The sequence below is a fragment of the Acidithiobacillus marinus genome (assembly GCF_002847505.1).
GTDB classification, from domain to species: Bacteria; Pseudomonadota; Gammaproteobacteria; order Acidithiobacillales; family Acidithiobacillaceae; genus Acidithiobacillus; species Acidithiobacillus marinus.
The window spans coordinates 1-22,443 of sequence record NZ_MXAV01000057.1; the positions used below are offsets into that span (position 1 = coordinate 1).

20 protein-coding genes and 1 pseudogene are annotated in these 22,443 nt (G+C 54.8%); 10 read left to right on the top strand and 11 right to left on the bottom strand.

Annotated elements, in window-relative coordinates; all coding sequences use genetic code 11:
• Nucleotides 1–54: 54 nt before the first annotated feature.
• From B1757_RS14690 to B1757_RS14700, 3 genes are all read right to left on the bottom strand, one after another.
• Nucleotides 55–609: a hypothetical protein gene (locus tag B1757_RS14690; RefSeq protein ID WP_101539039.1), complete on the bottom strand. Its 555-nt coding sequence runs from the start codon at nt 607–609 to the stop codon at nt 55–57.
• A 351-nt stretch (nt 610–960) separates the two neighbouring features.
• Nucleotides 961–1,248, bottom strand: coding sequence for a chaperone modulator CbpM (locus B1757_RS14695; protein WP_101539040.1), 288 nt, complete (start codon nt 1,246–1,248; stop codon nt 961–963).
• 15 nt (nt 1,249–1,263) lie between these two features.
• Complete coding sequence (locus B1757_RS14700) at nt 1,264–2,223, bottom strand: DnaJ C-terminal domain-containing protein (RefSeq protein WP_101539041.1); 960 nt, start codon at nt 2,221–2,223, stop codon at nt 1,264–1,266.
• Between the two features lie 109 nt (nt 2,224–2,332).
• Between B1757_RS14700 and B1757_RS14705 the strand changes: the two genes are divergently transcribed.
• Complete coding sequence (locus tag B1757_RS14705) at nt 2,333–4,468, top strand: UvrD-helicase domain-containing protein (protein WP_253253893.1); 2,136 nt, start codon at nt 2,333–2,335, stop codon at nt 4,466–4,468.
• Nucleotides 4,469–4,476: 8 nt separating this feature from the next.
• Here B1757_RS14705 and B1757_RS14710 read toward each other — a convergent pair whose 3' ends face one another.
• Genes B1757_RS14710 through B1757_RS14720 form a run of 3 tightly spaced genes read right to left on the bottom strand, consistent with a single transcriptional unit; the run spans nt 4,477 to nt 6,519 of the window.
• Nucleotides 4,477–5,409 (bottom strand): homoserine kinase, encoded by a 933-nt coding sequence (locus tag B1757_RS14710; protein ID WP_101539042.1) that lies wholly within the window; start codon nt 5,407–5,409, stop codon nt 4,477–4,479.
• A 10-nt stretch (nt 5,410–5,419) separates the two neighbouring features.
• Nucleotides 5,420–5,782, bottom strand: a complete 363-nt coding sequence (locus B1757_RS14715) for a DUF2782 domain-containing protein (protein ID WP_101539043.1) — start codon at nt 5,780–5,782, stop codon at nt 5,420–5,422.
• 17 nt (nt 5,783–5,799) lie between these two features.
• Nucleotides 5,800–6,519 carry an LOG family protein gene (locus B1757_RS14720; RefSeq protein WP_101539044.1) on the bottom strand — a complete coding sequence of 240 codons (720 nt, stop codon included), beginning with the start codon at nt 6,517–6,519 and terminating at the stop codon, nt 5,800–5,802.
• Between the two features lie 69 nt (nt 6,520–6,588).
• Between B1757_RS14720 and polA the strand changes: the two genes are divergently transcribed.
• Complete coding sequence (gene polA / locus B1757_RS14725) at nt 6,589–9,312, top strand: DNA polymerase I (protein ID WP_101539045.1); 2,724 nt, start codon at nt 6,589–6,591, stop codon at nt 9,310–9,312.
• Here the strand turns inward: polA and kch are convergent.
• Both kch and yihA read right to left on the bottom strand, forming a co-directional pair.
• Complete coding sequence (gene kch / locus B1757_RS14730; RefSeq protein WP_101539046.1) at nt 9,309–10,577, bottom strand: voltage-gated potassium channel protein; 1,269 nt, start codon at nt 10,575–10,577, stop codon at nt 9,309–9,311. The genes polA and kch overlap by 4 nt on opposite strands.
• Before the next feature lie 65 nt (nt 10,578–10,642).
• Nucleotides 10,643–11,365: a ribosome biogenesis GTP-binding protein YihA/YsxC gene (gene yihA / locus B1757_RS14735; RefSeq protein WP_438263632.1), complete on the bottom strand. Its 723-nt coding sequence runs from the start codon at nt 11,363–11,365 to the stop codon at nt 10,643–10,645.
• 126 nt (nt 11,366–11,491) lie between these two features.
• On the opposite strand from yihA, the gene B1757_RS14740 reads away from it, so the two are divergent.
• From B1757_RS14740 to B1757_RS14765, 7 genes and pseudogenes are all read left to right on the top strand, one after another.
• A complete protein-coding gene (locus B1757_RS14740; protein WP_101539047.1) occupies nt 11,492–13,357 on the top strand; it encodes a cytochrome c biogenesis protein ResB in 1,866 nt (621 codons plus the stop codon).
• Nucleotides 13,338–14,513, top strand: coding sequence for a c-type cytochrome biogenesis protein CcsB (gene ccsB / locus B1757_RS14745; RefSeq protein WP_101539048.1), 1,176 nt, complete (start codon nt 13,338–13,340; stop codon nt 14,511–14,513). Before B1757_RS14740 ends, ccsB begins: the two co-directional genes overlap by 20 nt.
• A gap of 181 nt (nt 14,514–14,694) precedes the next feature.
• Nucleotides 14,695–14,838 (top strand): annotated as a pseudogene (locus tag B1757_RS16160) (double zinc ribbon domain-containing protein); the annotation flags it as partial.
• 99 nt (nt 14,839–14,937) lie between these two features.
• On the top strand, nt 14,938–15,753 hold the full coding sequence (locus B1757_RS14750; protein WP_253253894.1) for a hypothetical protein: 816 nt from the start codon (nt 14,938–14,940) through the stop codon (nt 15,751–15,753).
• A gap of 25 nt (nt 15,754–15,778) precedes the next feature.
• Nucleotides 15,779–16,444 (top strand): hypothetical protein, encoded by a 666-nt coding sequence (locus B1757_RS14755; protein WP_101539050.1) that lies wholly within the window; start codon nt 15,779–15,781, stop codon nt 16,442–16,444.
• A 72-nt stretch (nt 16,445–16,516) separates the two neighbouring features.
• Nucleotides 16,517–17,350 carry a zinc ribbon domain-containing protein gene (locus tag B1757_RS14760; RefSeq protein ID WP_101539051.1) on the top strand — a complete coding sequence of 278 codons (834 nt, stop codon included), beginning with the start codon at nt 16,517–16,519 and terminating at the stop codon, nt 17,348–17,350.
• 36 nt (nt 17,351–17,386) lie between these two features.
• Nucleotides 17,387–18,619 (top strand): zinc ribbon domain-containing protein, encoded by a 1,233-nt coding sequence (locus B1757_RS14765; protein WP_143484297.1) that lies wholly within the window; start codon nt 17,387–17,389, stop codon nt 18,617–18,619.
• 53 nt (nt 18,620–18,672) lie between these two features.
• Here the strand turns inward: B1757_RS14765 and B1757_RS14770 are convergent, their stop codons facing one another.
• The 3 genes from B1757_RS14770 to B1757_RS14780 all read right to left on the bottom strand — a co-directional run bounded on the left by B1757_RS14770 (nt 18,673) and on the right by B1757_RS14780 (nt 20,912).
• The gene (locus B1757_RS14770; protein ID WP_253253895.1) at nt 18,673–19,908 is read right to left on the bottom strand and encodes an MFS transporter; all 1,236 of its coding nucleotides are present in this window, start codon (nt 19,906–19,908) and stop codon (nt 18,673–18,675) included.
• A 25-nt stretch (nt 19,909–19,933) separates the two neighbouring features.
• Complete coding sequence (gene panD, locus B1757_RS14775; RefSeq protein WP_101539053.1) at nt 19,934–20,305, bottom strand: aspartate 1-decarboxylase; 372 nt, start codon at nt 20,303–20,305, stop codon at nt 19,934–19,936.
• A gap of 226 nt (nt 20,306–20,531) precedes the next feature.
• A complete protein-coding gene (locus B1757_RS14780) occupies nt 20,532–20,912 on the bottom strand; it encodes a PsiF family protein (protein ID WP_101539054.1) in 381 nt (126 codons plus the stop codon).
• A gap of 177 nt (nt 20,913–21,089) precedes the next feature.
• On the opposite strand from B1757_RS14780, the gene tyrS reads away from it, so the two are divergent.
• Entirely contained in the window at nt 21,090–22,316 is a 1,227-nt protein-coding gene (gene tyrS, locus B1757_RS14785) for a tyrosine--tRNA ligase (protein ID WP_253253896.1), read from the top strand.
• The last annotated feature ends 127 nt before the right edge of the window (nt 22,317–22,443 follow it).

Genomic DNA, 22,443 nt, shown 5'->3' on the forward strand with positions numbered 1-22,443 from the left:
CCAACTAGATGATCTGCCCGCAGGCAGATCATTAAACGGATTTGTAGACATATTTTATTCTGCTCTCTTGATTGTAACACTCAGTTCTAAAACATCTATTGGGTTTCCTTCAAGATATGAGCGAATAATGTATTTATTTCGTTGGCAAAGTTCAGAAAATTCTTTTAGCCGGTTAATAAAAACAATGTATGGATCTTGTACGATTTTATTTATCCCATAGTGAATGAATTTTTCTTCAAAAGTATCCAATACGATATCAGTTACACGAAGGTACTCATATATATAATAGAGGCAACTCCTTTCTTTGGCTGTGAGGTGCGGGATGAGCGAATTAATCACCGAATGATAACCGGTTGTCTCAAACTTAACAGAGTATATGGGCATGAGTCTTTTTTCTTCTAAATTTTTAACTGCTTGATTTATTATGGATATTTTTTGTGACAATTGATGCAAAATAATTCTAAGTTCTAAGTTGATAATTTCTTTTTTTCTATGTAGTTTCCATCGGTAAAGGATGTAGCGACCTCCTTCCCCGAGCCCAAAGCCAAGTACAACACCTATAAGACCAATCCATGGATGGAAATTATATAAAAATTTGTTATCTATCATGTTTTTTCTCGTGTCGCGAAGTATAGTTATAACTTGGCTGGTAAAAATAGATCCTGACTCTATATCTGATGACCCTGAGTTCTTAAGATATTTAGAGAAATCTAAGCGATTTTGTCAGAGTTTATATGGTATTCATGAGGTTGCCTATGTCTATAGTTTTATCATCAGAGCCAAAAATTATAAGGGAGCCTAATTTGCTCAGCACAACAAATTTTTCTGTATATATTTTCATGTGAGTCTGCTTTGTTTTTTCGGTCAGATGTTACAATAAGGAAGACCATCATGATTGACTCCCGTGGGCGTCATTTACGAAAAGTGTGGATTAGAAGCTCAGCCTGACCTGACATGCTACTAATGCCGCAAACGCTCCAGCAAATCCACGGCGAGGGCGGCACCGGCCAGGTCGATTTCCAGATCGCGGGCGAGGCGGCGGCTCAGTCTGGCCCGATAGAGATCAAGGCTGCGAAAGCGCCAGTGTTGAGGGCCACTGCCTTCGGGATGGATCACCCCATAGCGCACCAGTTGCACGGCTTCCCCTTCGCCGCAGTGGAGCAGGCTGCAAAAACGCGGCAGATCAAAACAGAAGGCACCGTCTTCCAGCAGCTCTGCCTCGATGACATGAATGGGTGTTGAGACCATCGTGCGCTCTCCTTTCTAACGGCGGGGATGAAAGTTGGACATTTCTCCTAGCTGGGTCCACAGGGCCTTTTCGTCATCGCCGATGTGTTTCGGGACGACAATCTGAATAATAGCGTAAAGATCCCCGGCCGGTTTGCTGCCAGTCCCGGGAAGGCCTTTCTGGGTGAGGCGCAACTTCTGACCACTGCTGCTCCCTGCCGGAATTTTCATGCGCACGCTGCCTTCCAGGGTGGGGACCTCGACGCTGGCGCCGAGCACGGCTTCCCAGGGCGCAATATGCAGGTCGTGGTATAAATCAGCCCCTTCTACCCGAAATTTGGGGTGCGACTGAAAATGGACCTGCAGGTAAAGATCGCCATTGGGTCCTCCGCCCATGCCCGGTGCGCCCTGCCCGGCCATGCGCAGGCGCTGGCCTTCGCGGATGCCTTTGGGGATTTTGACCGTCAGGCGGCGGGCCTCGCGGCGCATCTGACCATTGGGGCCGACAGTGGGCATTTCCAGGTTGATTTCCCGTTGCGCTCCCTGGGCAGCGTCTTCCAGACTGATCTGGATGCTGGCTTCGCTGTCTTCTCCCTGACTGCGAAAACCGCCCCCGCCGCCATGGAATCCCCCGGCGCCCCCGTGCTGTTGGCGAAACAGGGATTCAAAAAAGTCACTGAAGCCGCCACCCCCAAAATCGGCCCCGCCAAATCCGCCGGCACCAAAGCCTCCGGCCTGACCACCCCAGCCGGGTGGCGGACGAAAATCCTGTCCGGCGCGCCAGTTGCTGCCCAACTGGTCGTAGGCGGCGCGCTTTTCCGGGTCTTTCAATACCTCGTAGGCTTCCTGAAGATCCTTGAAGCGATCTTCGGCGTTGGCTTCCTTGCTGACATCTGGGTGATATTTGCGGGCCATTTTGCGATAGGCGGCCTTGATGGCATCGGCGTCAGCCCCGCGTTCCACCCCGAGAATTTTGTAGTAGTCTTTGTATTCCAATGGTTCCCCCTTATCATGGGTTATAGCAGACCGGAACAAACCTGCAAGTCTGCTTTCACAATGCGGCCATTGTACCGTGTTTTCAAGCCCGTCAGATCGGGTTGGAGGAATGTTTTTGTCAGATTGGTCCAGCCTCAATCCTCGTCAACTGGAAGCGGTGACGCTCCCTCCCGGACCGGCGCTGGTGCTGGCCGGGGCAGGTTCCGGGAAAACCCGGGTACTCACCAGCCGTATCGCCCACCTGCTCGAAATGGGGGCGCATCCCGGAGAAATCCTGGCTGTCACCTTTACCAACAAGGCCGCCCGGGCCATGCGCGAGCGCCTCGATGGGATGGTCGCCATGGATCTGCGTGGCTTGTGGATGGGGACTTTTCATGGTCTCGCCCATCGCCTGATTCGCCTGCATCATGAAGCATTGAAGTTGCCGGCGGATTTTCAGGTGCTCGATGCCGACGACAGTCAGCGCTTGTTGCGGCGGCTCATGCGTGAGGCGCAGATGGATGAAAAACAGTGGCCGCCCCGGGCCATGGCCGGGCGCATCGGGCGCTGGAAGGATGAAGGCTGGGGACCGGAACAGGTTCTCCGCTATGAAGGACCGGCAGCGGCGCCTTTTGTGCCGATTTATCAGGCCTATGAGCAGGCCAAGCAGCGCTCGGGCTTGCTGGACTTTGGGGATTTGCTGCTTTATGCCTTGCGGCTGTGGGAGTTTCCGGAAATTCTGGATCATTACCAGCGGCGTTTTCAGCATATTCTGGTGGACGAATTTCAGGATACTAATGCGGTGCAATATGCCTGGTTGAAGGGCCTTGCCCGGCACGGGCAGATTTTTGTGGTGGGCGATGATGATCAGTCCATTTACGCCTGGCGCGGAGCCCGGGTCGAAAATCTGCTGCGCTTTGGCGAAGATTTTTCCGGTGTGCAGGTGGTGCGCCTGGAGCAGAATTATCGCTCAACGGCGGCGATCCTCCAGGCGGCCAATGCCGTCATTGCCAACAACCCCGACCGCTTGGGGAAAACCCTGTGGACGGCGGAACCCGGCGGCGAGTCGGTGCATTTATATACGGCGTACAATGAGTTTGATGAAGCCCGCTATGTGATCGGACGGATTCAGCAATGGCTGGAAGAAGGCGGCCAGCGTTCGGATTGCGCTATTCTCTATCGTTCCAATGCCCAGTCCCGCGCTTTTGAAGAAGTGCTGGTACGCGAGGGTCTTCCCTATCGGGTGTACGGCGGGCTGCGCTTTTTTGAGCGGGCGGAAATCAAGGATACCCTGGCGTATTTGCGCCTGACCGTGAATCGTCATGATGATGCCTCTTTTGAACGGGTCGTCAATGTTCCGGCGCGGGGTATCGGCGCGGTCAGTGTCGAAAAGCTGCGGCAACTGGCTCGCGCCAAGGGCCTGTCTCTGTGGCAGGCGGCGGGCGAGCTGAACCATGCGAAAATCAATGCCTTTTTGAATCTGGTGGATGGCCTTGCCGAGGAAACCCGGGATGCGGATCTGGAAGAGCGTGTCGAAAGCATCCTGCACCGGACCGCGCTGCGCGACTGGCATAGTCGCGAGAGTGATCGGGCCGAAGGCCGTCTGGAAAACCTCGATGAACTCATCAATGCCGCCCGTGCCTACGGTCAGGATTGGAGCGCTGACCCGCAACTGGGAGAACTGGCGCCCCAACCCGGCAACATGCTGTCTGAATTTTTGACCCATGCGGCCCTGGAAGCGGGAGAGGGGGCCGGTGATGCCTGGGAGGATTGTGTGCAGCTCATGAGTCTACACAGTGCCAAGGGTCTGGAGTTTCCGCTGGTTTTTCTGGTGGGGCTGGAAGAAGGGCTCTTTCCCCATCAGCGCTCCCTTGAAGATGCCCAGGGCCTCGCGGAAGAGCGTCGTCTTTGCTATGTAGGCATGACCCGGGCCATGCGCCTGCTGGTGCTCAGCCATGCCGAAAGCCGGCGCTTGCATGGCAGTGAACGCTTGGGTATGCCCTCTCGCTTTTTGCGGGAAATTCCCCAGGAGTTGTTGCAGGATTTGCGCCCCCGCGCACGCATCAGTCGTCCCGCCATGGCGCTGCGTCCGGCCGCTCCGGAAATACCCTTCCCACTAGGTTCACGCCTGCAGCATCCGGTATTTGGTGAGGGCGTGGTGCTGGATTATGAGGCGGGGGGACGCCAGGGGCGGATTCAGGTGCAGTTCAGTTCAGGGGCCAAGTGGCTGGCTCTGGGTGTCGTTCAATTACAGCCATTAACCTGACGATGAAATTAAAGACCTTGGCGACGTTGGAGAAGAATCCGCCGGTATTCTTCCGGATCCTTGCAGAAAGTGATGGCCCCCGGGCGGCGAAAATGCACGGCATCGAGGCGCAGCAGCCAGAAGCGCAGCGCTGCGACCCGAAGCATCGCCATCCACAACGCGGCTTCGTCCGCCTGCAACGGGCGAGCCGCCACATACGCCTCCCAGAGCGCCGGGCTCAGGGCGGGGTCGAGTTTGCCATCAGGAAGTGCACACCAGCTATTGGCTACTACGGCCAGATCATAGAGCCAAGCATCATCCCCAGCGTAGTAGAAATCAATGGTGCCGGAAATCTGTTCCTCCGTAAAAAGCACATTGTCGGGAAAAAGGTCGGCATGAATGACGCCCCCCGGCAGTGTTTCGCGGTGGATCTGGCTTTGGTAGGCCAGTTCATCGGCAATGATCCGGTTATCCTGGGGATCAAGGTGGGGGACCAGATGTCGGGCGGTGCTTTCCATCCAGGTAAATCCGGCGGGGTTGGGATGGCGCTGGGGAAATCCTTCTCCAGCTTTGTGCATTTTGGCCAGTAATGCTCCCAACGCGCGGATTTCTGTCAGGGTCGCGGCCCGCCCTTCAATGGACTGGCCCTGCAGGCATTGCACAATGGCAGCGGGTTTGCCGCAGAGGGTATTCAGGCTGCCGCCACTGCGGGTGTGCATGGGGCGCGGGCAGGGAATGCCCTGACTGCTCAACCAGTCGGTCAGGTCCAGAAAGTAGGGAATCTTGTCGGCGGGCAGACGTTCAAACAAGGTGAGAATGAAGCGTCCCTGATCGGTATCGAGAAAATAGTTGCTGTTCTCGACGCCGGCAGAAATGCCGGACAAAGCGCGGGCCTGCCCCAGGTCATAGTCTTGCAGAAACCGGGCCAGCTCCGGGCCGGAAACATTGGTATAAACAGACATGAACGCAGATTTACCAGCGAAACAGGATCCACTGGGGCACACTCAGGTGTTCCGCGTCGGTTTGCGGCACTTCCGTGAAACGTCCATTGCCGCCCTTGTCTTCCAGATAGTAGGGCGGGAAAGGCTTGGGCGGAATCACTTTGACCATGTAAACCCGGCCGTTGACTTTGTACTCTTCGATTTTCGACCCGGTTGGCGCCTGGATTTCCGCGTTTGGGCCAATTTTATGCGGGGCGAGTTTGGGCAGGTGCAGCTTTTTGATGTTGTTTTGTGCGGAGTTGGGCAGGGCCGCATCGAGGTCGGCGACGGCGTTGGCCGCAAAGCCCAGGGAAACGGTGGCAACCAGGGTAAGCATCAGGTGACGAGCAGACATGGGAACTCCCGGAATATCTAAAGGTTGAGAAGGGCTTCGGTTTCGGCAGCCGAGGGGGCAAAGCCGCGCTTTTCATAGTGGTTAAAAATGGCAGATACCACTTCGTCAGGATCATCGATGACCGTAATCAGCTTGAGGTCTTCTGGATTGATGGTGCCGAGGCCCAGCATCGCCTCCTGCCACCAGGCGATAAGCCCGCTCCAGAAGGCCGAACCCACCAGAATAATGGGCATGCGTCGGGTTTTACCCGTTTGCACCAGGGTCAGACATTCCGCCAGTTCATCCAGGGTACCAAAGCCGCCGGGCATGACGACATAGGCAACCGCATATTTCATGAACATGACCTTGCGGGAATAAAAATGCTCGAAGGAAATGGCAATATCCTGATAGGGGTTGCTGTGTTGTTCGTGGGGAAGCTCGATGTTGAGTCCGATACTGTAACCCGTTCCGTGGAAGGCACCTTTGTTGGCAGCCTCCATGATGCCGGGACCACCGCCGCTGAGGACGGAAAAGCCGGCATTGGAGAGCTTTTCGGCAATTTCCTGGGTTTTGATATACCAGGGATTGTCGGGGCCGAGGCGGGCGGAGCCGAAAATGCTGACACAGGGATCCACATCGACCAGTTTTTCATAGCCACGGACAAATTCCGCCATGATCTGAAAAATTTTCCAGGCCTCACGGGTGAGTCGTCCCTCTCCCCCGTCCCGCAGTTTTTCTTCCTCAAGATGCGCCCGCATGCCTTGTTCCCGTGTCAATGATGGAGAATTTCCGTATTATGACGGAAATTCGCTGACAAGTCCCAGATCATGTCCCAAGACCCGCGTATTCTCGTTGACGCCTCCAGTTTTCTGTACCGCGCCTTTCATGCGCTTCCTGACTTGCGGGCACCGGACCAGTTGCCGACCGGGGCGATATTCGGGGTAGCCAACATGCTGCGGCGACTGCTCAAGGATTATCCCGGCGATGAGATCATTGTGGTATTTGATGCGCCGGGGGGAACCTTCCGCGACCGGCTATATCCCCAATACAAGGCGCAGCGCCCCGCCATGCCCGAGGATTTGCGCGCCCAGGTTCCGCTGTTGCACGAATGGATCGAGGCATCAGGCCTGCCGCTGCTGCTGGTGCCCGATGTGGAGGCCGATGATGTCATCGGCACCCTGGCCCGGCAGGCTGCGCCGGGCCAGGAGGTCATCATCGTCACCGGTGACAAGGATATGGCCCAGTTGGTAAATGATCACGTCACCCTGCTGGATACCATGAAAGGGGTGAAAACCGATGTGGCAGGGGTATGGGAGCGCTATGGAGTCGCCCCCGAACACATTGCTGATCTCTTGGCGCTGACTGGAGATAAGGTTGATAATATTCCCGGTGTACCCGGCGCCGGGCCGAAAACGGCGGCCAAGTGGATTCAGCAATATGGCAATCTGGAAGGCGTGCTGGCCCATGCCGATGCCATCGGTGGCAAAATCGGTGAGGCTTTGCGGGCTTCACTGGATTATCTTCCGCTCAGTCTGGATTTGACCACGATTCGCTGCAATCTGGATTTGCCGGTCCGATCATGGCGGCGCTCTTCCGAAAACATCCCGAAATTACGCAGCCTGGCCATGCGTCTGGGCTTTCACGCCTGGTTGAAGGAATACCCTGCCGAAGCTGGAGCCGAACAAGGGGGGCTGGACATCACTGGAGACGCTGTGAATGGCTTGCCCCCCATTGAGCGCAGTGGCTATCGGGCCATCACGACCCCGGCGGAGCTGGAAAAGCTGGTGCAAAAACTGCAGCAAGCCCCCCTGGTAGCGCTGGATACGGAAACTACCGATCTGGACCCGCTGAATGCTGATCTGGTGGGCATTTCCTGCGCCTGGCAGGAAGCAGAGCAGGTCGAATCAGTCTATATCCCCGTGGGCCACCGGGATGGCAGTCCCCAGCTGGCGCTGGACCATGTTCTGGCAACACTGCGTCCCTGGCTGGAAAATCCTAAGGCAGCAAAACTGGCCCAAAATGCCAAGTATGACTGGCGGGTATTCTGGCGTTACGGCATTCATCCCGCCGGCTTATGCCGGGATACGCTGCTGGAAAGTTATGTGCTGGATAGTAGTCAGAACAATCATGATCTGGACACCTTGGCGGAGCGGCACCTGCAGCACCAGAACATTACCTACGAAGAAGTGGCGGGGAAGGGGAAATCTGCACGGAATTTTGCCGATGTTCCTGTCGCTGAAGCCTTGCCCTATGCGGCGGAAGATGCGGACGTCTGCTGGCGGGTGGATGCCCAACTATGGCCGCGTTTTGCCCCTGAGCCGGGCCTGCAGCGCGTCCTGATGGAAATTGAAATGCCCCTGGTGCTGGTGCTGGCGCGGATGGAACAGGCCGGTGTGCGGGTGGACCGAGAGCAGTTGGCAGTCCTCAGTCAGGAGTTGGGCCGGGATATGGCTGCTTGTGAAGCCAAGGCCTTCGCGTCCGCCGGGCAATCTTTCAATCTCGGTTCACCCAAACAAATCCAGGAGATTCTGTTTGATAAAATGCAGCTGCCGGTTCTGAAAAAAACCCCGGGCGGACAGCCTTCCACCAGTGAAGAAGTGCTGGCCCAACTGGCCGTGCAGGCGGAGCTCCCGCGCCTGATTCTCGAATACCGGGGCATGGCCAAGCTGAAAAATACCTATGCGGATGCCTTGCCGGAGATGATCAATCCGCAGACCGGGCGGGTGCATACCCACTATCAGCAGGCGGTGGCGGCCACCGGGCGGCTGTCTTCCAGCGCCCCCAATTTGCAGAATATTCCCGTACGAACCGAACAGGGCCGGCGCATTCGTCAGGCTTTTGTGGCCGAATCCGGGTTTTGCCTGCTCAGCGCCGATTACTCGCAAATCGAACTGCGCATCATGGCCCACCTTTCCCGGGATACCCGTCTGTTGCAGGCTTTTGCCGAGGGGCAGGATATTCACGCGGCCACTGCCGCCGAGGTCTTCAATCTCGCCCCCGAAGCCGTGGACAGCGATGCCCGGCGGGCTGCCAAGGCCATCAATTTCGGCCTGATTTACGGGCAAACAGCCTACGGACTGGCGCAGCAGCTCGGCATTGAGCAAAGTGCCGCCCGGGCCTATATGGACCGCTATTTTGAGCGCTATCCGGGGGTGCTTGCCTACATGGAGCAGACCCGCAACCTGGCCAGGCAGCAGGGTTATGTGGAAACCCTGTTTGGTCGCCGCCTATATGTTCCTGAGATTCGCTCCAGCAACGCGGCGCGGCGCAGTTATGCAGAGCGTGCGGCCATCAATGCGCCCATGCAGGGCACGGCGGCAGATCTGATCAAAAAAGCCATGATTGCCGTAGATGCCTGGTTGCAGGAAGATCCGGCCCGGGGCCGGATGATTTTACAGGTCCACGATGAACTGATTCTGGAGGTGCCGGAGAGTGGTCTGGAAGCTGCCCGCGCCGCCCTCAAGGAGCGCATGGAAGGGGTGGCGGAACTGGCGGTCCCCCTGCTGGTCGGTGTGGGTGTAGGGGCGCATTGGGATGCCGCCCATGGCTAGTTTTTGCCGGGGGAAGCCGTACTGCCGCTGCTGAAGCGGAACATTTTCATGACAGCATCATTATCCAGTTGCTCGCCATTGAGGGCCATGGCCAGCAATTCACCGCCCAGCACCTGTGGAGCGATGATCATATCCGGCTGGACCCGGCGCACCCGCCCCAGATTCTTGCTGTCATTGACGGCGGCGACAGTTTTCGCGGAGCCCTCCATTTCCTTGACGGCCAGCACCACAAAGGCGTTTTCCGAATCATCCGCGCGCAGAGCCAACACCGCCAGTGCTGTTTCGGCACCCGCATTACGGAGAATGTCGGTATCGCTGGAGTCACCAATAATCAGATCGTCTGGCTGATAAATGGAGTCATCGGGCTGATGCCCCATGATCATGACGACGGGTAAATTGCGGCTTTTCAACTCGCGATAACTGTTACGCGCCAGCGGTGTATCACCCGCGATGATGTAATGGTTTTTTAGGGTCATGTGGCGTTTTTCTCCTTGCAGCGCCGATTGCAGCCGGTTATTGATGGCCGGAACAATAATGGCCGATAACGACGTGGCAAATACAGTGATTCCGAGCACAATCAACGATACCACAAAAAGCCGGGCTTCGTTGGAAACCGGCAGGACATCGCCGTAACCCACGGTCGACATCGTCACAATCGAAAAATACAGGGCCCCGGTCAGACTATGAATATGGGGTTTGAAGCCATCGCCGAGAATATAAGCGCCAAAGACGCCATAACCTATGACCATGATGGCGCCCACCAATGCAAACAGAGTACCGGTGGCCAGACTGCTGTGATTAAAGCGCCCCCGAAAAATCCACAGAAAAAACACCAACGCGGCATTGTAGTAGAGCAACGCGGAAATATGTTGGGGATGACGGTAAATTCCGACGGCCAGCACGGCTGAAGCAATAATCAGGACAACCGCCCAGGCGAAACGGGAGCGAAACAGCAATCCTAGGGACATGATCAGCAGAATGATGCCGGCAGCACCCTGGGGAAGGCCACGAAAGGCATCGAGTACAAAGCCGCTGGACATATCGGCAAGGCTGCCGACATAGCTGAGTCCCAGTAAATGCTCGATGGCCGGCAGAATGTTGAAAAGGCCGAGGAAACCTACGGCTGCAGCAATAGGCAGGTGGGGATACCACTGTTCAAGATGGAGCTTCCGCGCCCAGCGTTCGCCTCGTCCACGCCAACGGGCGCGCCAGCTCGGCCGTAAAATATGCCAGGGGTGAGGGGAATGAGTGAACTTTTCCGACATGCTTCACTCAAACCCGGAGAGTAAGCGATTGCTTGTCTGGATCCGGTCTACCCTCCCTGGCCGGATCATGAGTCCTCCCCTCCCTTTGAGGGCTCTTTATTAACCCCGGCAGATGTCGGGGTTTCTTTTGTTTCGGCAGCATCCAGCCACCCGGCAATATGTTGGTGCAATTCATCCAGACCCTGTCCGGTCTGCGCCGAAAACAACTGCATGGCGACTCCCTGTAATTCCGGCATGCGTCGCAACCGGGCCATTTCCTGTAACGCAGCGCCGCGACTGAGCTTGTCGGCCTTGTTGAGGAGGACATGTACCGGGCGCCCACAGCTCGCCGCAAAGCCGATCAGATCCGCATCATGAGGACTGTAAGGATGGCGGATGTCCATGACCAGAATCAGGGCCCGCAGGCTGCTGCGGCGGCGCAGGTACTGTTCTAGCAACGGCCCCCAGGAGCGCCGCAAGGCCTCAGGGACTTTGGCGTAGCCATATCCGGGCAGATCGATGAGGCGTTGCCCGGGATCGAGATCAAACACATTGATGGCCTGTGTCCGGCCCGGTGTCCGGCTGACTCGGGCCAGGGCGCGGCGCTCCGTGAGCATGTTGAGCGTGGATGACTTGCCGACGTTGGAGCGTCCGGCAATGGCCACTTCGGCCCCATCATCCGGGGGGAGTTGTCCCGCCTGGGTCACGCTCAAGCGAAAGCTGGCCCGCCGCAACGGGGCAAAACGGAAAGGTGTTGGGTTGGTATGGTTCATGCTGAGAGCATAGTCGTCGTCAGTTGGTTCTGGCAATCTGAAACTCAAGAGCAAGGCTACAGGGGGATGGACAAGAGGCTTGCTGCTATCAGACCGAGAACCTAGACTGCGAAACATAAATTCAAGTGAAATCATTCACTGAAAAAATCAGGGAGAACAGCTTTGCAAGCACATGTAGAGGGCCTTGCCTGGCGGCAACCACGCTGGCGGTTGCTGGTACAGTTTTTGGGATCCATGCGTCTGGCCGTCAGTTTGCTGGTGTTGCTCGCTATTGCTTCGGTAATAGGCACCATTCTCAGTCAGCAGCAGCCCTATCAGAATTACGCCATGCAGTTTGGGCCGTTCTGGTTTGCGGTATATCGTGATCTCGGTTTGTATAATGTGTACCGGACGTTATGGTATACGGCGATTGTGGCTTTTCTGGTATTGTCCACAGCCACCTGTGTGACCCGGAACAGCCCCCGGATGATTCGGGAAATGCGCGATTTTCCGATTCGCCAGCGGGATGCCGTGATTCTGGGCCAGGATCATTGGGTGAGAATGACTTCTTCTCTGCCTATGGCTCAGGCCCAGGAGCGCATTTTGCAGGTGTTGCGGGCATCTGGTTATAAACCCCGAGCGGAACAAAAAGAGGGGGATATTGCCATTGCTGCCCGTAAGGGCCGCTATCACCGCCTGGGTTATTTTCTTACCCATCTAGCCATCGTGTTGATTTGCGCGGCGGCCTTGTATAATGCCGATGTGCCGGTCAAATGGGCGGAGTGGCAGGGGACGCTCCGGCCAGAGCAGAACTTCAATCTCCCCCTTTCAAAAATCCCGAAGTCGGCCTGGATGTCCGCAAACAATCCGGCCTATCGCGGTATTATCACCCTGCCTGAAGGACAGACCGCCAATGCGGTGTTCGAGCTTGCCGGTAATGGTTATCTGGTCCAGCCTTTGCCTTTCCGGATTCATCTGCAGTCCTTCCATATTTCATATTACTCCACCGGAATGCCCAAGGATTTTACTTCCCGGGTCATCCTCTACAGTCCCCAGGGTAAGGTGCTGAAAACCGGTGACGTACGCGTCAATCACCCCATGGCTTATGACGGTGTGTACATTTATCAGTCCAGCTTCAGTGACGGTGGTTCCCTGCTGCACATGAAAACCTACCTGCTCGGCGCTTCGGGGCCAGCGCCGGGGACGCTTTCCGGGCGCGTAGGACAAACCCTCCAGGCGGGCAATTCCGGTTACGCGGTCGATCTGAAAAATTTCAATCTGTACAATATTGTTCCCAAAGCTGCCGTGGGTGAAAAGGCGACCCCCGGTCATCCGACCCTGAATCTGGGTCCCAGTTTTACCTATATCATCCACAATCCCGATGGTCAGGCCGCCGAGTTCAAGACCTACATGACACCCATGCGCCGCGAAGGACAGGGGTTTTTCGTGCAGGGATATCGCGAGGCGTTGAGTCATGCCTACCGATATATTTACATTCCTACCGGACCCAACGGCAGTATAGGCCTGTTCATGGATTATCTGGCGGCATTGCAGGCCGCTGCCCGCACTGGGGCCAACGCCTCCCAGGCTATTTTCACGAAAACTTTTCAGGAGGTCGTTGCCCGTCATGCCCCGAATATGACTGCGGTGGAACAGTCTCGTTTTTTGCAGGCAAGCATGCAGACCTTGATGCAGCTGCACGATTATCCCATGCCTTTCATATTGTCCCTGAGCAGTTTTGACCACCGCTGGGCAGCGGGCTTGCAGGTTACCAAGTGGCCGGGAACCATTGTGATTTATTGGGGCTGTGTGGCCCTGGTGCTGGGAATTTTCATTTTGTTTTATCTTCCGCAGAAAAGAATCTGGCTCCGTCTTCGTCCGCGTGGACAGGACGCAGAGGAAGTCGAGTTATTGTTGGGGGCTTCTGCAGACCGCAATCGTCTGGATTTTGCCAAGGAGTTTAAAAGATGGACCGGGACCTTGGAGCAGGCCCTGGGCGTCGATCACGCCGAATACAAGGAGCACAAAGATGGCCAACACACGCGTTGAAAATTGGACCAACACTTCTCCAGAGCCGAACTGGTGGTCGCAGTGGAAAGTCAGGGACTGGGCATGGTTTACGGCATTGACGGTGGCGGTCGGGGTGATTCTCGGCATTTATGGAACGCAGTTTGGTTATTGGCAATTTGTGGTGTTGGGATCCTGGTATGGGGCACTGCTGGTAGCGGGTCTCGCCTGGCGGCCTATTCAGGGAGCAACCCTGGCGGTTGTTTTGCCCGCCCTGTTTGCGGTATGGCTTTATAGTATCGGTCAGACAACCGCAAACAATCTATTGCTGCGCGACGTATTGCAGGGCTATGCGGCGGTCATGTGGATGTCTGGACTGCTGCTGCTGGCTACCGGCTCTTATCTGCTGTACCTGTTTACCGGATCTCAGCGGACCGGACAGTGGGCGACAGCCCTGACCTGGGCCGGGGTGATCATGGGTTTCATCGGTCTGGGTGTGCGGTGGCGGGAAACCTATCTGGGACACCCGGATTGGGGCCATATACCCGTCAGTAATCTTTGGGAAGTGTTGGTGCTCTTTTGTGCCTCAACCCCGCTGTTTTATTTGTATTATGAAAAACGCAATGAAGCCCGTGCCCTGGGCGCTTTTGTCATGCCACTGGTGGCCGCCGGGGTGGGCTTCTTGCTCTGGTTGACCTTTGCCCAGCACATGGACCAGATCGAACCGCTGATTCCGGCCCTGCAAAGTTTCTGGATGAAACTGCATGTGCCCATGATGTTTGTCGGCTATGCCAATTTTACCATTGCCAGCCTCATTGGCGTGGGTTACCTGCTGACTGAACGTTCCCGGCGTCGCGGTTCCGGCGTGCTATTGCGGGTCATGCCCAGCGCCGAGGTCATGGATGAGGTGATGTACAAGGCTATTGCTCTGGGCTTTCTGTTTTTTACTGTGGCCACCATTCTCGGCGCTGTCTGGGCGGCCAAAGCCTGGGGCGGTTTTTGGTCCTGGGATCCCAAGGAAACCTGGGCACTGATTGTCTGGCTGAATTATGCGGGTTATCTGCATGCCCGGGTGGTCAAAGGCTGGCGCGGACAAGCCATGGCCTGGTGGTCCTTCATGAGTCTTTGGGTAGTCAGTTTCTGCTTTCTGGGGGTGAATATGTTCCTGTCGGGGTTGCATTCTTATGGGAAGTTATAAATCTGGTTATTGATAAAGACGGGCTAAGCTCTGGCTTTGTGCTTGCCAAATGCGGAAAATTGGGTTTATATTCATTAAATAAACTTATAAAAACCCCCTGGTGACGTCTGGAGGGCCAGATAATAAAAACCGCACCAACACGAAGTGTGTTGGTGCTTGTGTTTGAATAAAAGGACGTTCAGTGCGCTGCCAGGCCTGTCAGACCGAAAATGCTCCCAACCGCAAGTTTTGTATGCAATGCGGGGCGTCTTTAAAACCATCTTCAAATCCAAGCTCTAAGTTCTGTGTTGCCTGTGCTGCGGATCTCCACGGCAAAGCTTTCTGTTCGGCCTGTGGTGCAGACAATTGCCCCGCAACCTTGGCCGCCGCAGCCGCTGCGCCTGAACCGTCTACCATAGCGACTCAACAGACGGTTGAGCCGGAGTTGGCGGCACTACCTGAAATCCTTACAGAAAGCGCCGCTGATGATTTGCTGCGCGAAGACGACGTGTCGCATCCTTCAAATGAAATGCTTTACCAGACCCCAAAGGTAGACAAACATATTGAGCCAGAGCCAGAGCCAGAGCCAGAGCCAGAGCCAGAGCCAGAGCCAGAGCCAGAAGCGCCCATAACGCCTGTTTCCGGCAACAAGCAGCCGCCGAGCTCTGGTGCCCTGCACTTTTGTAAGGCCTGCGGTGCTGATTTGGGCGACAACCGGTTCTGCCCGCAATGTGGCAGTGACAGCTTGTCATCAAATTCCGCGCCAAAAACAGTTGAGCCTAAAAGCCATAAGAAAGGGCTGTTACTCTGGATTATTGCCGTAATCGTTCTGATGGTTGTGGCAGTGGGAGGCTATTTTGGATACCGCTTTATGACCGGGAAAAATGCAACGGCCGTAGCGAAAAATCCTGTGGCTGCGGCCAGTAGTGCCGTGGTTGCAGCGTCCAAATCCGCAGCGTCAGTTGCTGCCGCGACGTCATCTTCTCCAGTAGCCAAAGCGACTTCAGCGCCAGCTTCACTGGCAGTGAGCCCCGGCAAATCTGCAGTGCAGGTCAAAAAAGATATCCCTGCAAAGCCTGTGGATATGGCCAAGCCGGTGACGATACCTGTACCAGAAAGGATTCAGGTAAACCATGCAGAAGTCCGTCAATCCACCCCTCGGCAAGCAATCTCGAGCATACATTCTGACGGAACCCATGGCGGGTCTGCGGATCAGGAGCAAATGCAGAAAATACTTTCCCCTTTTGGCGGTAATAACTGAATCAAATCTTGATACGGAGGCTGTAATGAATCTTTCAAAAAATCATGCACAAAAAATTTTCTGGGCTGCCAGTGCCTTGGCACTTGCGGCGCTGAGTGGCTGTGCCAATACGAGTGGTACGGTGGCTCCGCCTATGCCGCTGGCCATGAATCAGGCCCAGGCCCAGGCCAATGTCAAACAGGCAGGAATTAATGTTTCCCGGCAGTTTGTGGGGCAATGGACTGCCGCTAAAAGCACCATGAAAAATGATCTGGAACAATGCTCCCTGTCTGCCAGCTCAGGCTATGGAAGCCAGCGCGCCTGTTGGGAAAATCTGCAGAATCAGTCCCAGGCCTATGCCCGTCAATTTGCTGGCATGAGTGTTTCCGGGCTGACCGCCCAGCAGCTCAATAGTTTCGAGTTGGCAAAGGCTTCTGCGGTAAATTTTTTCCATTTTACAGCCCGTTATGCTACAGCCTGTTCGGTTAGCATGCAGAATTGTATGCGTCAAAATGCCTTGCGGATGAAGATGGATAGTGAAAGAAAGTCCGTTGATGATTATCTGATGGGTACGCGCGTCGCTCCCAGCAGTGAGGGTGGCGCCATTCAGTATGAAAATAACAGTGTAAATAACAATCTGGAAACCATGCGGACGCCCGACATGGTTCCTCCTGCGGCCAATCAACCGAAAATTCAGGGTGGTAGTCAATAAATCTGATGAGTAATCAGGAGGGGCGAGCGTATCCGCTCCTTAAAATTAATCTCCATATCACCAGAGGATTATATGGGTAATCAAGAAATAGCGGGCGGCATGTCAATAAAAATGTTTGCCCTGGGAAAATGGTTGTCACTGATTTTCGCATTTCTCGCGCTTCTGACGGTGATTTTTGTGGCGATTGAACTGCTGACCCTGGGCTCTTCTTTCAAAACCCCAAGATTTGATGCGCAAGCACAGCAAACGATGATTGGAAATTTGCCTTCCCAGCAAAGCAATGTGGCCCAACAAAAGGAACAGCTTAGACTGAGCAAAGACTATGGTAGCCGAATCATTTCGATCATTTCGAAATACGATATTCAAAATGTCAAAATGAATCAGATAATCACCCTAATGCAACAGATGCCCTCTGAATATCGTGATAATTTTATATCTGGCTGGTCAGAATTTGTTCGTGATGGTATCAAGTATGCCCAAAAAAATGGCGTTTATCAGGCCCAGAACACTACAACGTCCAACTCTATTTTTGGCGGATCTGTCACGGAAAGTACGGCGGACATTCTGACGCGGCAGTATATTAATGCGTTTTCTACGGCCATGGATGCGGCAAAATTAGACGCCCGGAAAGATGAGGTTAAAAGATTATCTTTATTAGGCTTTATTGTTGCTGCGGTGATTGTTTTCATCTTGGCTATGGTGTTGCCAGTTCTGGTCCAGATTGAAAAAAATACGCGGGGTTTGACTCGTTCTGCACCTTCGAGTTCTCTGGCTGCTAGCCCGTTAAGGCAACCGGTTGTTTCAGCCGGTAGCGCACAGATTCATGAAGCGCTTTGCCCTAAATGTCATGCTCCAGTGACCCCGGGTGACATTTTCTGTGGGAACTGCGGAGCGGATCTGCGCTGAGGTTCTGGTCCAGTCTCATTGTTTGGAGAAAACGCTATGACAACATCATCAATGAATACAGCGGCTACTAATTCTCAAGAAATAAATTTCAATATCTTGCTCAAAGCTCTGCAAGGGTTGACCATGTTCCGGCCGATGGCGATATTATCCATTTCCATGTTCATTGGCTTTGTGGCCTTATTGGTTTTAAGCCGTATTGGTGCTGGAATAGGCGGGTTTGTTGCCGTATTGTTCGCGTTTATAGGACTTGTGGCTTTTGCGGCTTTCGCCGGTGCCGGATACCTGGGTGCAGGATTTAGCCTCGCTGCCGTGGTGGAAGAACGGGAAACCCCCGGTATCAGCACCAGCATTTTGTTTGGCATCTATACTTTGCCTCGTTTGCTCGGTTTGATGTTGATAGAAGTCCTCATGGTATTTGGTCTGCTGATTGTCGAGATTATCCTGATTGAGATATGCCGAATCCCCATTCTTGGCGGTCTGCTTTCTCTAGTGGTTTTCCCGGGTTTGTTTTTGATGAATGTAGCTTTGACCGCCATGTTTCTGGTGGCCGTCAATTTGAGTGGCCCAGCCCTGTGGTTTGGAGAAAGCGTCAGTAACGCCCTTGGTCATGTCCTCGCTGTAGCTAAAAGTCGTCCGGGGCCAGTGTTTTTTGTGTTGCTCCTTCTTTTTTTGCTGTATTTGATTGTGGGCGGAATATTGGCGGCGCTGGCAGCTTATGCGGCTTCATTCACAGGTGGTCTGGTGGTTGGCAGTATGGGTGGAGCAGCACAAAGTGCTTTGTACGGGGTTTCTGGGTTGATGAGCATGTTTCAGTTGCCCATGGCGTATGGTAATGCCATGGGATACATGGGGTATCACTCTACGGTCAATGGCAGTCTCTATGATTACGCTCTCTTGATTGTTGCGGCAGCTTTTTTTGTCGTAGTGGTCGCCATTCCCAACACGGTATTGCAACTGGGGTTGGCCTATCTTTATGCGGATAGCAGAGGACTGGTGGACCTTGAAGCCAGCAACGCGATGGTGGGGAAGGTTCTGCAAAAAGTGGGATCAGCAGCGGATGCGGCACGGAAAAAGGCGGAGGAAGCAGCACAACAGGCCCGCCAGCATACCCAGAATTTCGCGGAAAAAACGTCGTCAGCAAAGACGGAAAATGAAGCTGTTCCCGCAGCTCCGGTTGCCAACAAAAAGCACTTTTGCAAACAGTGCGGGGCTACGCTGGAGCCGGACGAGAAATTCTGCGGGGAATGTGGAAGCCCCACAGGGAACTAGGAGTAATATCAAGCGCCTGAGTATCGGCCACCATGATTGGTGGCCGGTGGGGGTTATTGATGTTGTTGACGAAAAAACCGACGAAACATAATCAAATACGCTCCTTGCAGGGCCACCGCCAGTAAAAACGGGGTGGTCAGCATTTCCGCCTCAAAAAACAGCCCGGCGATGCTCGGTCCAATTGACCTAGGCGCTTGCAGGGACAGGCTGTTCACGGTGGCTGCCAGCCCCCTTTTGTCTTTCCCAACCAGTCCTAAAAACAAGGCTTGTCGTGAACCAATGCTGCCCTGATTGAGAGCGGCGCGGGAGATATATAAGAGCATCGCCAACCAGAATACCGGCGCAAACGGTAATGCCAGCAATAATATCAGTCCAAGCAGGCGCATCCGGGTCACGGTTCCCACCATCCCGAAGCGTTGGGTGAGGCGCAGGCCGAGTAAAGACATGATGGCGGCACTGAAAAATGCCAAAGCCATGGCTGCACCGATGGCTGTCGGACCAACGCCAAAGCGTAAATGAAACCAGTAAGCCATCAGCGGACCGACCATGCCTATGCCGAGGCCGTTCAGGGCATTGATAGCAGCGAAGTGAAGCAAGATTTTTCCTGACTTCGCAGACACTTCTGCCTTTGTCGCAACGGATTGGGTTGCAGCAGTGACCACTTCTCCCTTCTCAGAAGACGCGTCCGTTGGCCAGTAAACCTCTTCGGCCCGTCGTAAAAAATACAAACAAGCGATGGACCCCAGCAGCACGACCATAAACAAGGATCGATAGGCTTCTGGACCCGGGAGTATGCCTTGCAGCAGACCGGGTATAGTAGCCAGTAATGCGCCAGCCCCCATCCCCGCCAGTCCCACACTGGTATTCAGGTGAAAAACCCGGCTCCATTGATGTTGAGCGGCGCTGCGAGACATCCAGGCTTGTTCTGCTGGTGCAAAGGGGCCGGCACCCCCGTTGGCTCCCCTGCCAAATGCCCCGAAAATGGCGGCTAAGGCCAACCAGGCCGGTTGGGCAGTACCAAAGGCAATGCCGGCGGCTACCAGCTGCACGACTTCATACCCCAACAGAAAGCGTTTGGCACCGAAACGGTCGCTGAGCGGCCCCACGATGAGGGTGGTCAGAGCGCCGAGCAGCAAGCTCAGGGTATAGAGGCCGCCAATACGGATGGCCGACCAATGCAAAACATGCAGATAAAGTGCAAAGTCCACGACCAGTGCACCTTGCCCGACACTTCGAGCCATCCGCGCGGCCATCAGCAGGCGGGTATTACGCGGAAGGTCCGGAAGCACTCAGGGATAAGCTCAACGGAGCCGGTTATGACAAATCGTGACTGCAGCGCGTGATCTGATTGCGCTGATCCACATAAACGAGGCGAGGCTGAAATGCAGTAATCTGATCTTCAGGAATTTGTGCATAAGCGGCAATAATCAGGATGTCGCCCAGTGCCACGCGCCGGGCGGCGGCACCATTCACGGAAATCACTCCCGAGCCAGCCGCTGCGGGGATGGCATAAGTGCTGAACCGGTCGCCATTATGGACGTTATAGATGTGCACTTGCTCATACGGATAAATGCCGGCGCTATTCAGCAGGTCGGTATCAATGGCGCAGGAGCCTTCATACTCCAGTTCAACATCTGTTACCCGAACCCGATGCAGCTTGCCCTTCAGCATGTTAAGCAGAATCATGAGCGATCATCGTCCCGCTGATGCTTGCTGGCCAGGCGGTTGATTCCTACTGCGACAATGATCAGCAGTAAGGGGGTTCCAACCATAATGATAATTTCTCCCCAGAGACTGAGCATGATGGTGACTTCCTCTCGATAACCTAGAGTAAGAGTTTACTCCCTCGAAGGGCCATGGGGGAATGTTTTGTGTTGCAGCCCCCGCAAGAGGGGCCGCGATATGGCAGAAATTACTTGTTGCTGAGGCAGGACTTCATGAACGCCTTGCGTTCGGCACCTTTTTTACCCTTGGCTTCCACGTTGCAGGTTTTCATGCGCATTTGCTGGGAGTTCAGTTTCTTGTAGGTTTTGGGCTTCTTAGCCGTTTTCTTCTCATGCTTTTTGGCTTCAGGCGCTTTCTTGACAGCTGCGGCGCTTTCACCCTTCAGGCAGGATTTCATGAATGCCTTGCGCTCTTCACCCTTCTTGCCTTTGGCATCAGCATTACAGGTTTTCATCCGTTCCTGGTGAGCAGTGAGAGGTTTGACGGCGTGGGTCGCAGTTTCCGCGAGGGAAACGGCCGGCACCAGAAGAGACAGGCACAGTACGGAGATCAGACTTTTTTTCAGCATGGTTCGTTCCTTTATGGGTAGATGATACAGCACAAATAGTATTTCATATCGATGAGTTGGAAGACAATAAGTGCGCCGAAAACCAACACTTTACATGAGAAATTAAGTAATCCGTTCAGAGATGCCCGGGTAAATGCTAAGATGCTGCCCATCTGATCACTGGTGGATTTTATGCGCATGAATAGAGAAGCAGCAGAAGCACAAATTACCCTGGGAACCGTCGATATTCTCCCCGAAGGAGAAATCAGCAAGCGCCTGGAGCTTGCGGCAGAAAAGTCCACACCACTGAGAATCAAGCTGGGCATGGACCCCACCGCCCCGGACCTGCACCTCGGCCATACCGTACTACTCCATAAGGCGCGCCAGTTTCAGGATCTGGGGCATACACTGCTCTTCATTGTGGGTGATTTTACGGCGATGATTGGTGATCCGACCGGCAAAAATGCCACTCGCAAACCCTTGAGCTCTGAAGAGGTGGCCGCCAATGCGGAAACCTATCAGCGGCAGGTATTCAAAATTCTCGATCCGGAACGTACGGAAATGCTGTTCAACTCCCACTGGCTGGGTGCATTGCGCCCTGAAGCGCTGATCCAGCTTGCCGCCCGTTATACGGTGGCACGGATGCTGGAGCGTGATGACTTCAGCAAACGCTATGCAGCCAATCAACCTATTGCCATTCATGAATTCCTCTATCCCTTGCTGCAAGGCTATGATTCGGTGGCCATCAAGGCGGATCTGGAAATGGGCGGCACCGATCAGCGCTTTAATCTTCTGGTGGGGCGGGAGCTGCAGCGTGAATATGGACAGCAGGCCCAGCTCGTCCTGACCATGCCGATTCTGGAGGGGCTGGACGGGGTTCAGAAAATGTCCAAGTCCCTCGGCAACTTCATTGCCGTGGAAGATGCACCCGCAGACATGTTCGGCAAGGTGATGTCCGTCTCGGATACTTTGATGTGGCGCTATTACACCCTGCTGTCCCGGGTACCGGCCGATGAGCAGCAGCACCTGCAGAGCGAGTCAGAACAGGGTTTGCGCAATCCCCGGGATATCAAGCTGGATTTGGCGGAAGAGTTGGTGACCCGCTTCCACAGCCGGGAAGCTGCGGACGCCGCCCGGCGGGAGTTTCTGGCGCGCTTTCAACGCCATGAAATCCCCCAGGATATACCTTTGCAGCAGTACGGCTACGATGCGGATCCCCGCTTGTCTCAGGTCCTGGTACAAGCGGGACTGGCAGCCAGTAATAGCGAGGCCATGCGCAAGATTCGCGAAAATGCAGTGCGTGTAGATGGTGAGCGAGTCGTTGATCCGACACAGACTTTGAAGCTCGGAGAAACATATCTACTGCAACTGGGAAAACGTCACTTTGCCCGAGTCGCCCTCAGCAGCGGCGCTGAGCCCAGATAAAACGGTACTTCGCGATATTTTGCACGAATAGTCGATGCTTCAAAATTTTGTGTTGACACCCTTCGGCGCCTGCGTATAATGCGCCCTCACGACGCGGCGCTGAGCCGCAACGGACTCCGGTCCGAAT

Coding starts and splice junctions, on each gene's coding strand:
- kch (WP_101539046.1), bottom strand. CDS start 10,577: ATGTCGGAAAAGTTCACTCATTCCCCTCACCCCTGGCATATTTTACGG.
- B1757_RS14755 (WP_101539050.1), top strand. CDS start 15,779: ATGAATCTTTCAAAAAATCATGCACAAAAAATTTTCTGGGCTGCCAGT.
- ccsB (WP_101539048.1), top strand. CDS start 13,338: ATGGCCAACACACGCGTTGAAAATTGGACCAACACTTCTCCAGAGCCG.
- B1757_RS14715 (WP_101539043.1), bottom strand. CDS start 5,782: ATGTCTGCTCGTCACCTGATGCTTACCCTGGTTGCCACCGTTTCCCTG.
- B1757_RS14720 (WP_101539044.1), bottom strand. CDS start 6,519: ATGCGGGCGCATCTTGAGGAAGAAAAACTGCGGGACGGGGGAGAGGGA.
- B1757_RS14760 (WP_101539051.1), top strand. CDS start 16,517: ATGGGTAATCAAGAAATAGCGGGCGGCATGTCAATAAAAATGTTTGCC.
- B1757_RS14765 (WP_143484297.1), top strand. CDS start 17,387: ATGACAACATCATCAATGAATACAGCGGCTACTAATTCTCAAGAAATA.
- polA (WP_101539045.1), top strand. CDS start 6,589: ATGTCCCAAGACCCGCGTATTCTCGTTGACGCCTCCAGTTTTCTGTAC.
- B1757_RS14695 (WP_101539040.1), bottom strand. CDS start 1,248: ATGGTCTCAACACCCATTCATGTCATCGAGGCAGAGCTGCTGGAAGAC.
- B1757_RS14705 (WP_253253893.1), top strand. CDS start 2,333: ATGTTTTTGTCAGATTGGTCCAGCCTCAATCCTCGTCAACTGGAAGCG.
- B1757_RS14780 (WP_101539054.1), bottom strand. CDS start 20,912: ATGCTGAAAAAAAGTCTGATCTCCGTACTGTGCCTGTCTCTTCTGGTG.
- B1757_RS14710 (WP_101539042.1), bottom strand. CDS start 5,409: ATGTCTGTTTATACCAATGTTTCCGGCCCGGAGCTGGCCCGGTTTCTG.
- panD (WP_101539053.1), bottom strand. CDS start 20,305: ATGATTCTGCTTAACATGCTGAAGGGCAAGCTGCATCGGGTTCGGGTA.
- tyrS (WP_253253896.1), top strand. CDS start 21,090: ATGAATAGAGAAGCAGCAGAAGCACAAATTACCCTGGGAACCGTCGAT.
- B1757_RS14690 (WP_101539039.1), bottom strand. CDS start 609: ATGATAGATAACAAATTTTTATATAATTTCCATCCATGGATTGGTCTT.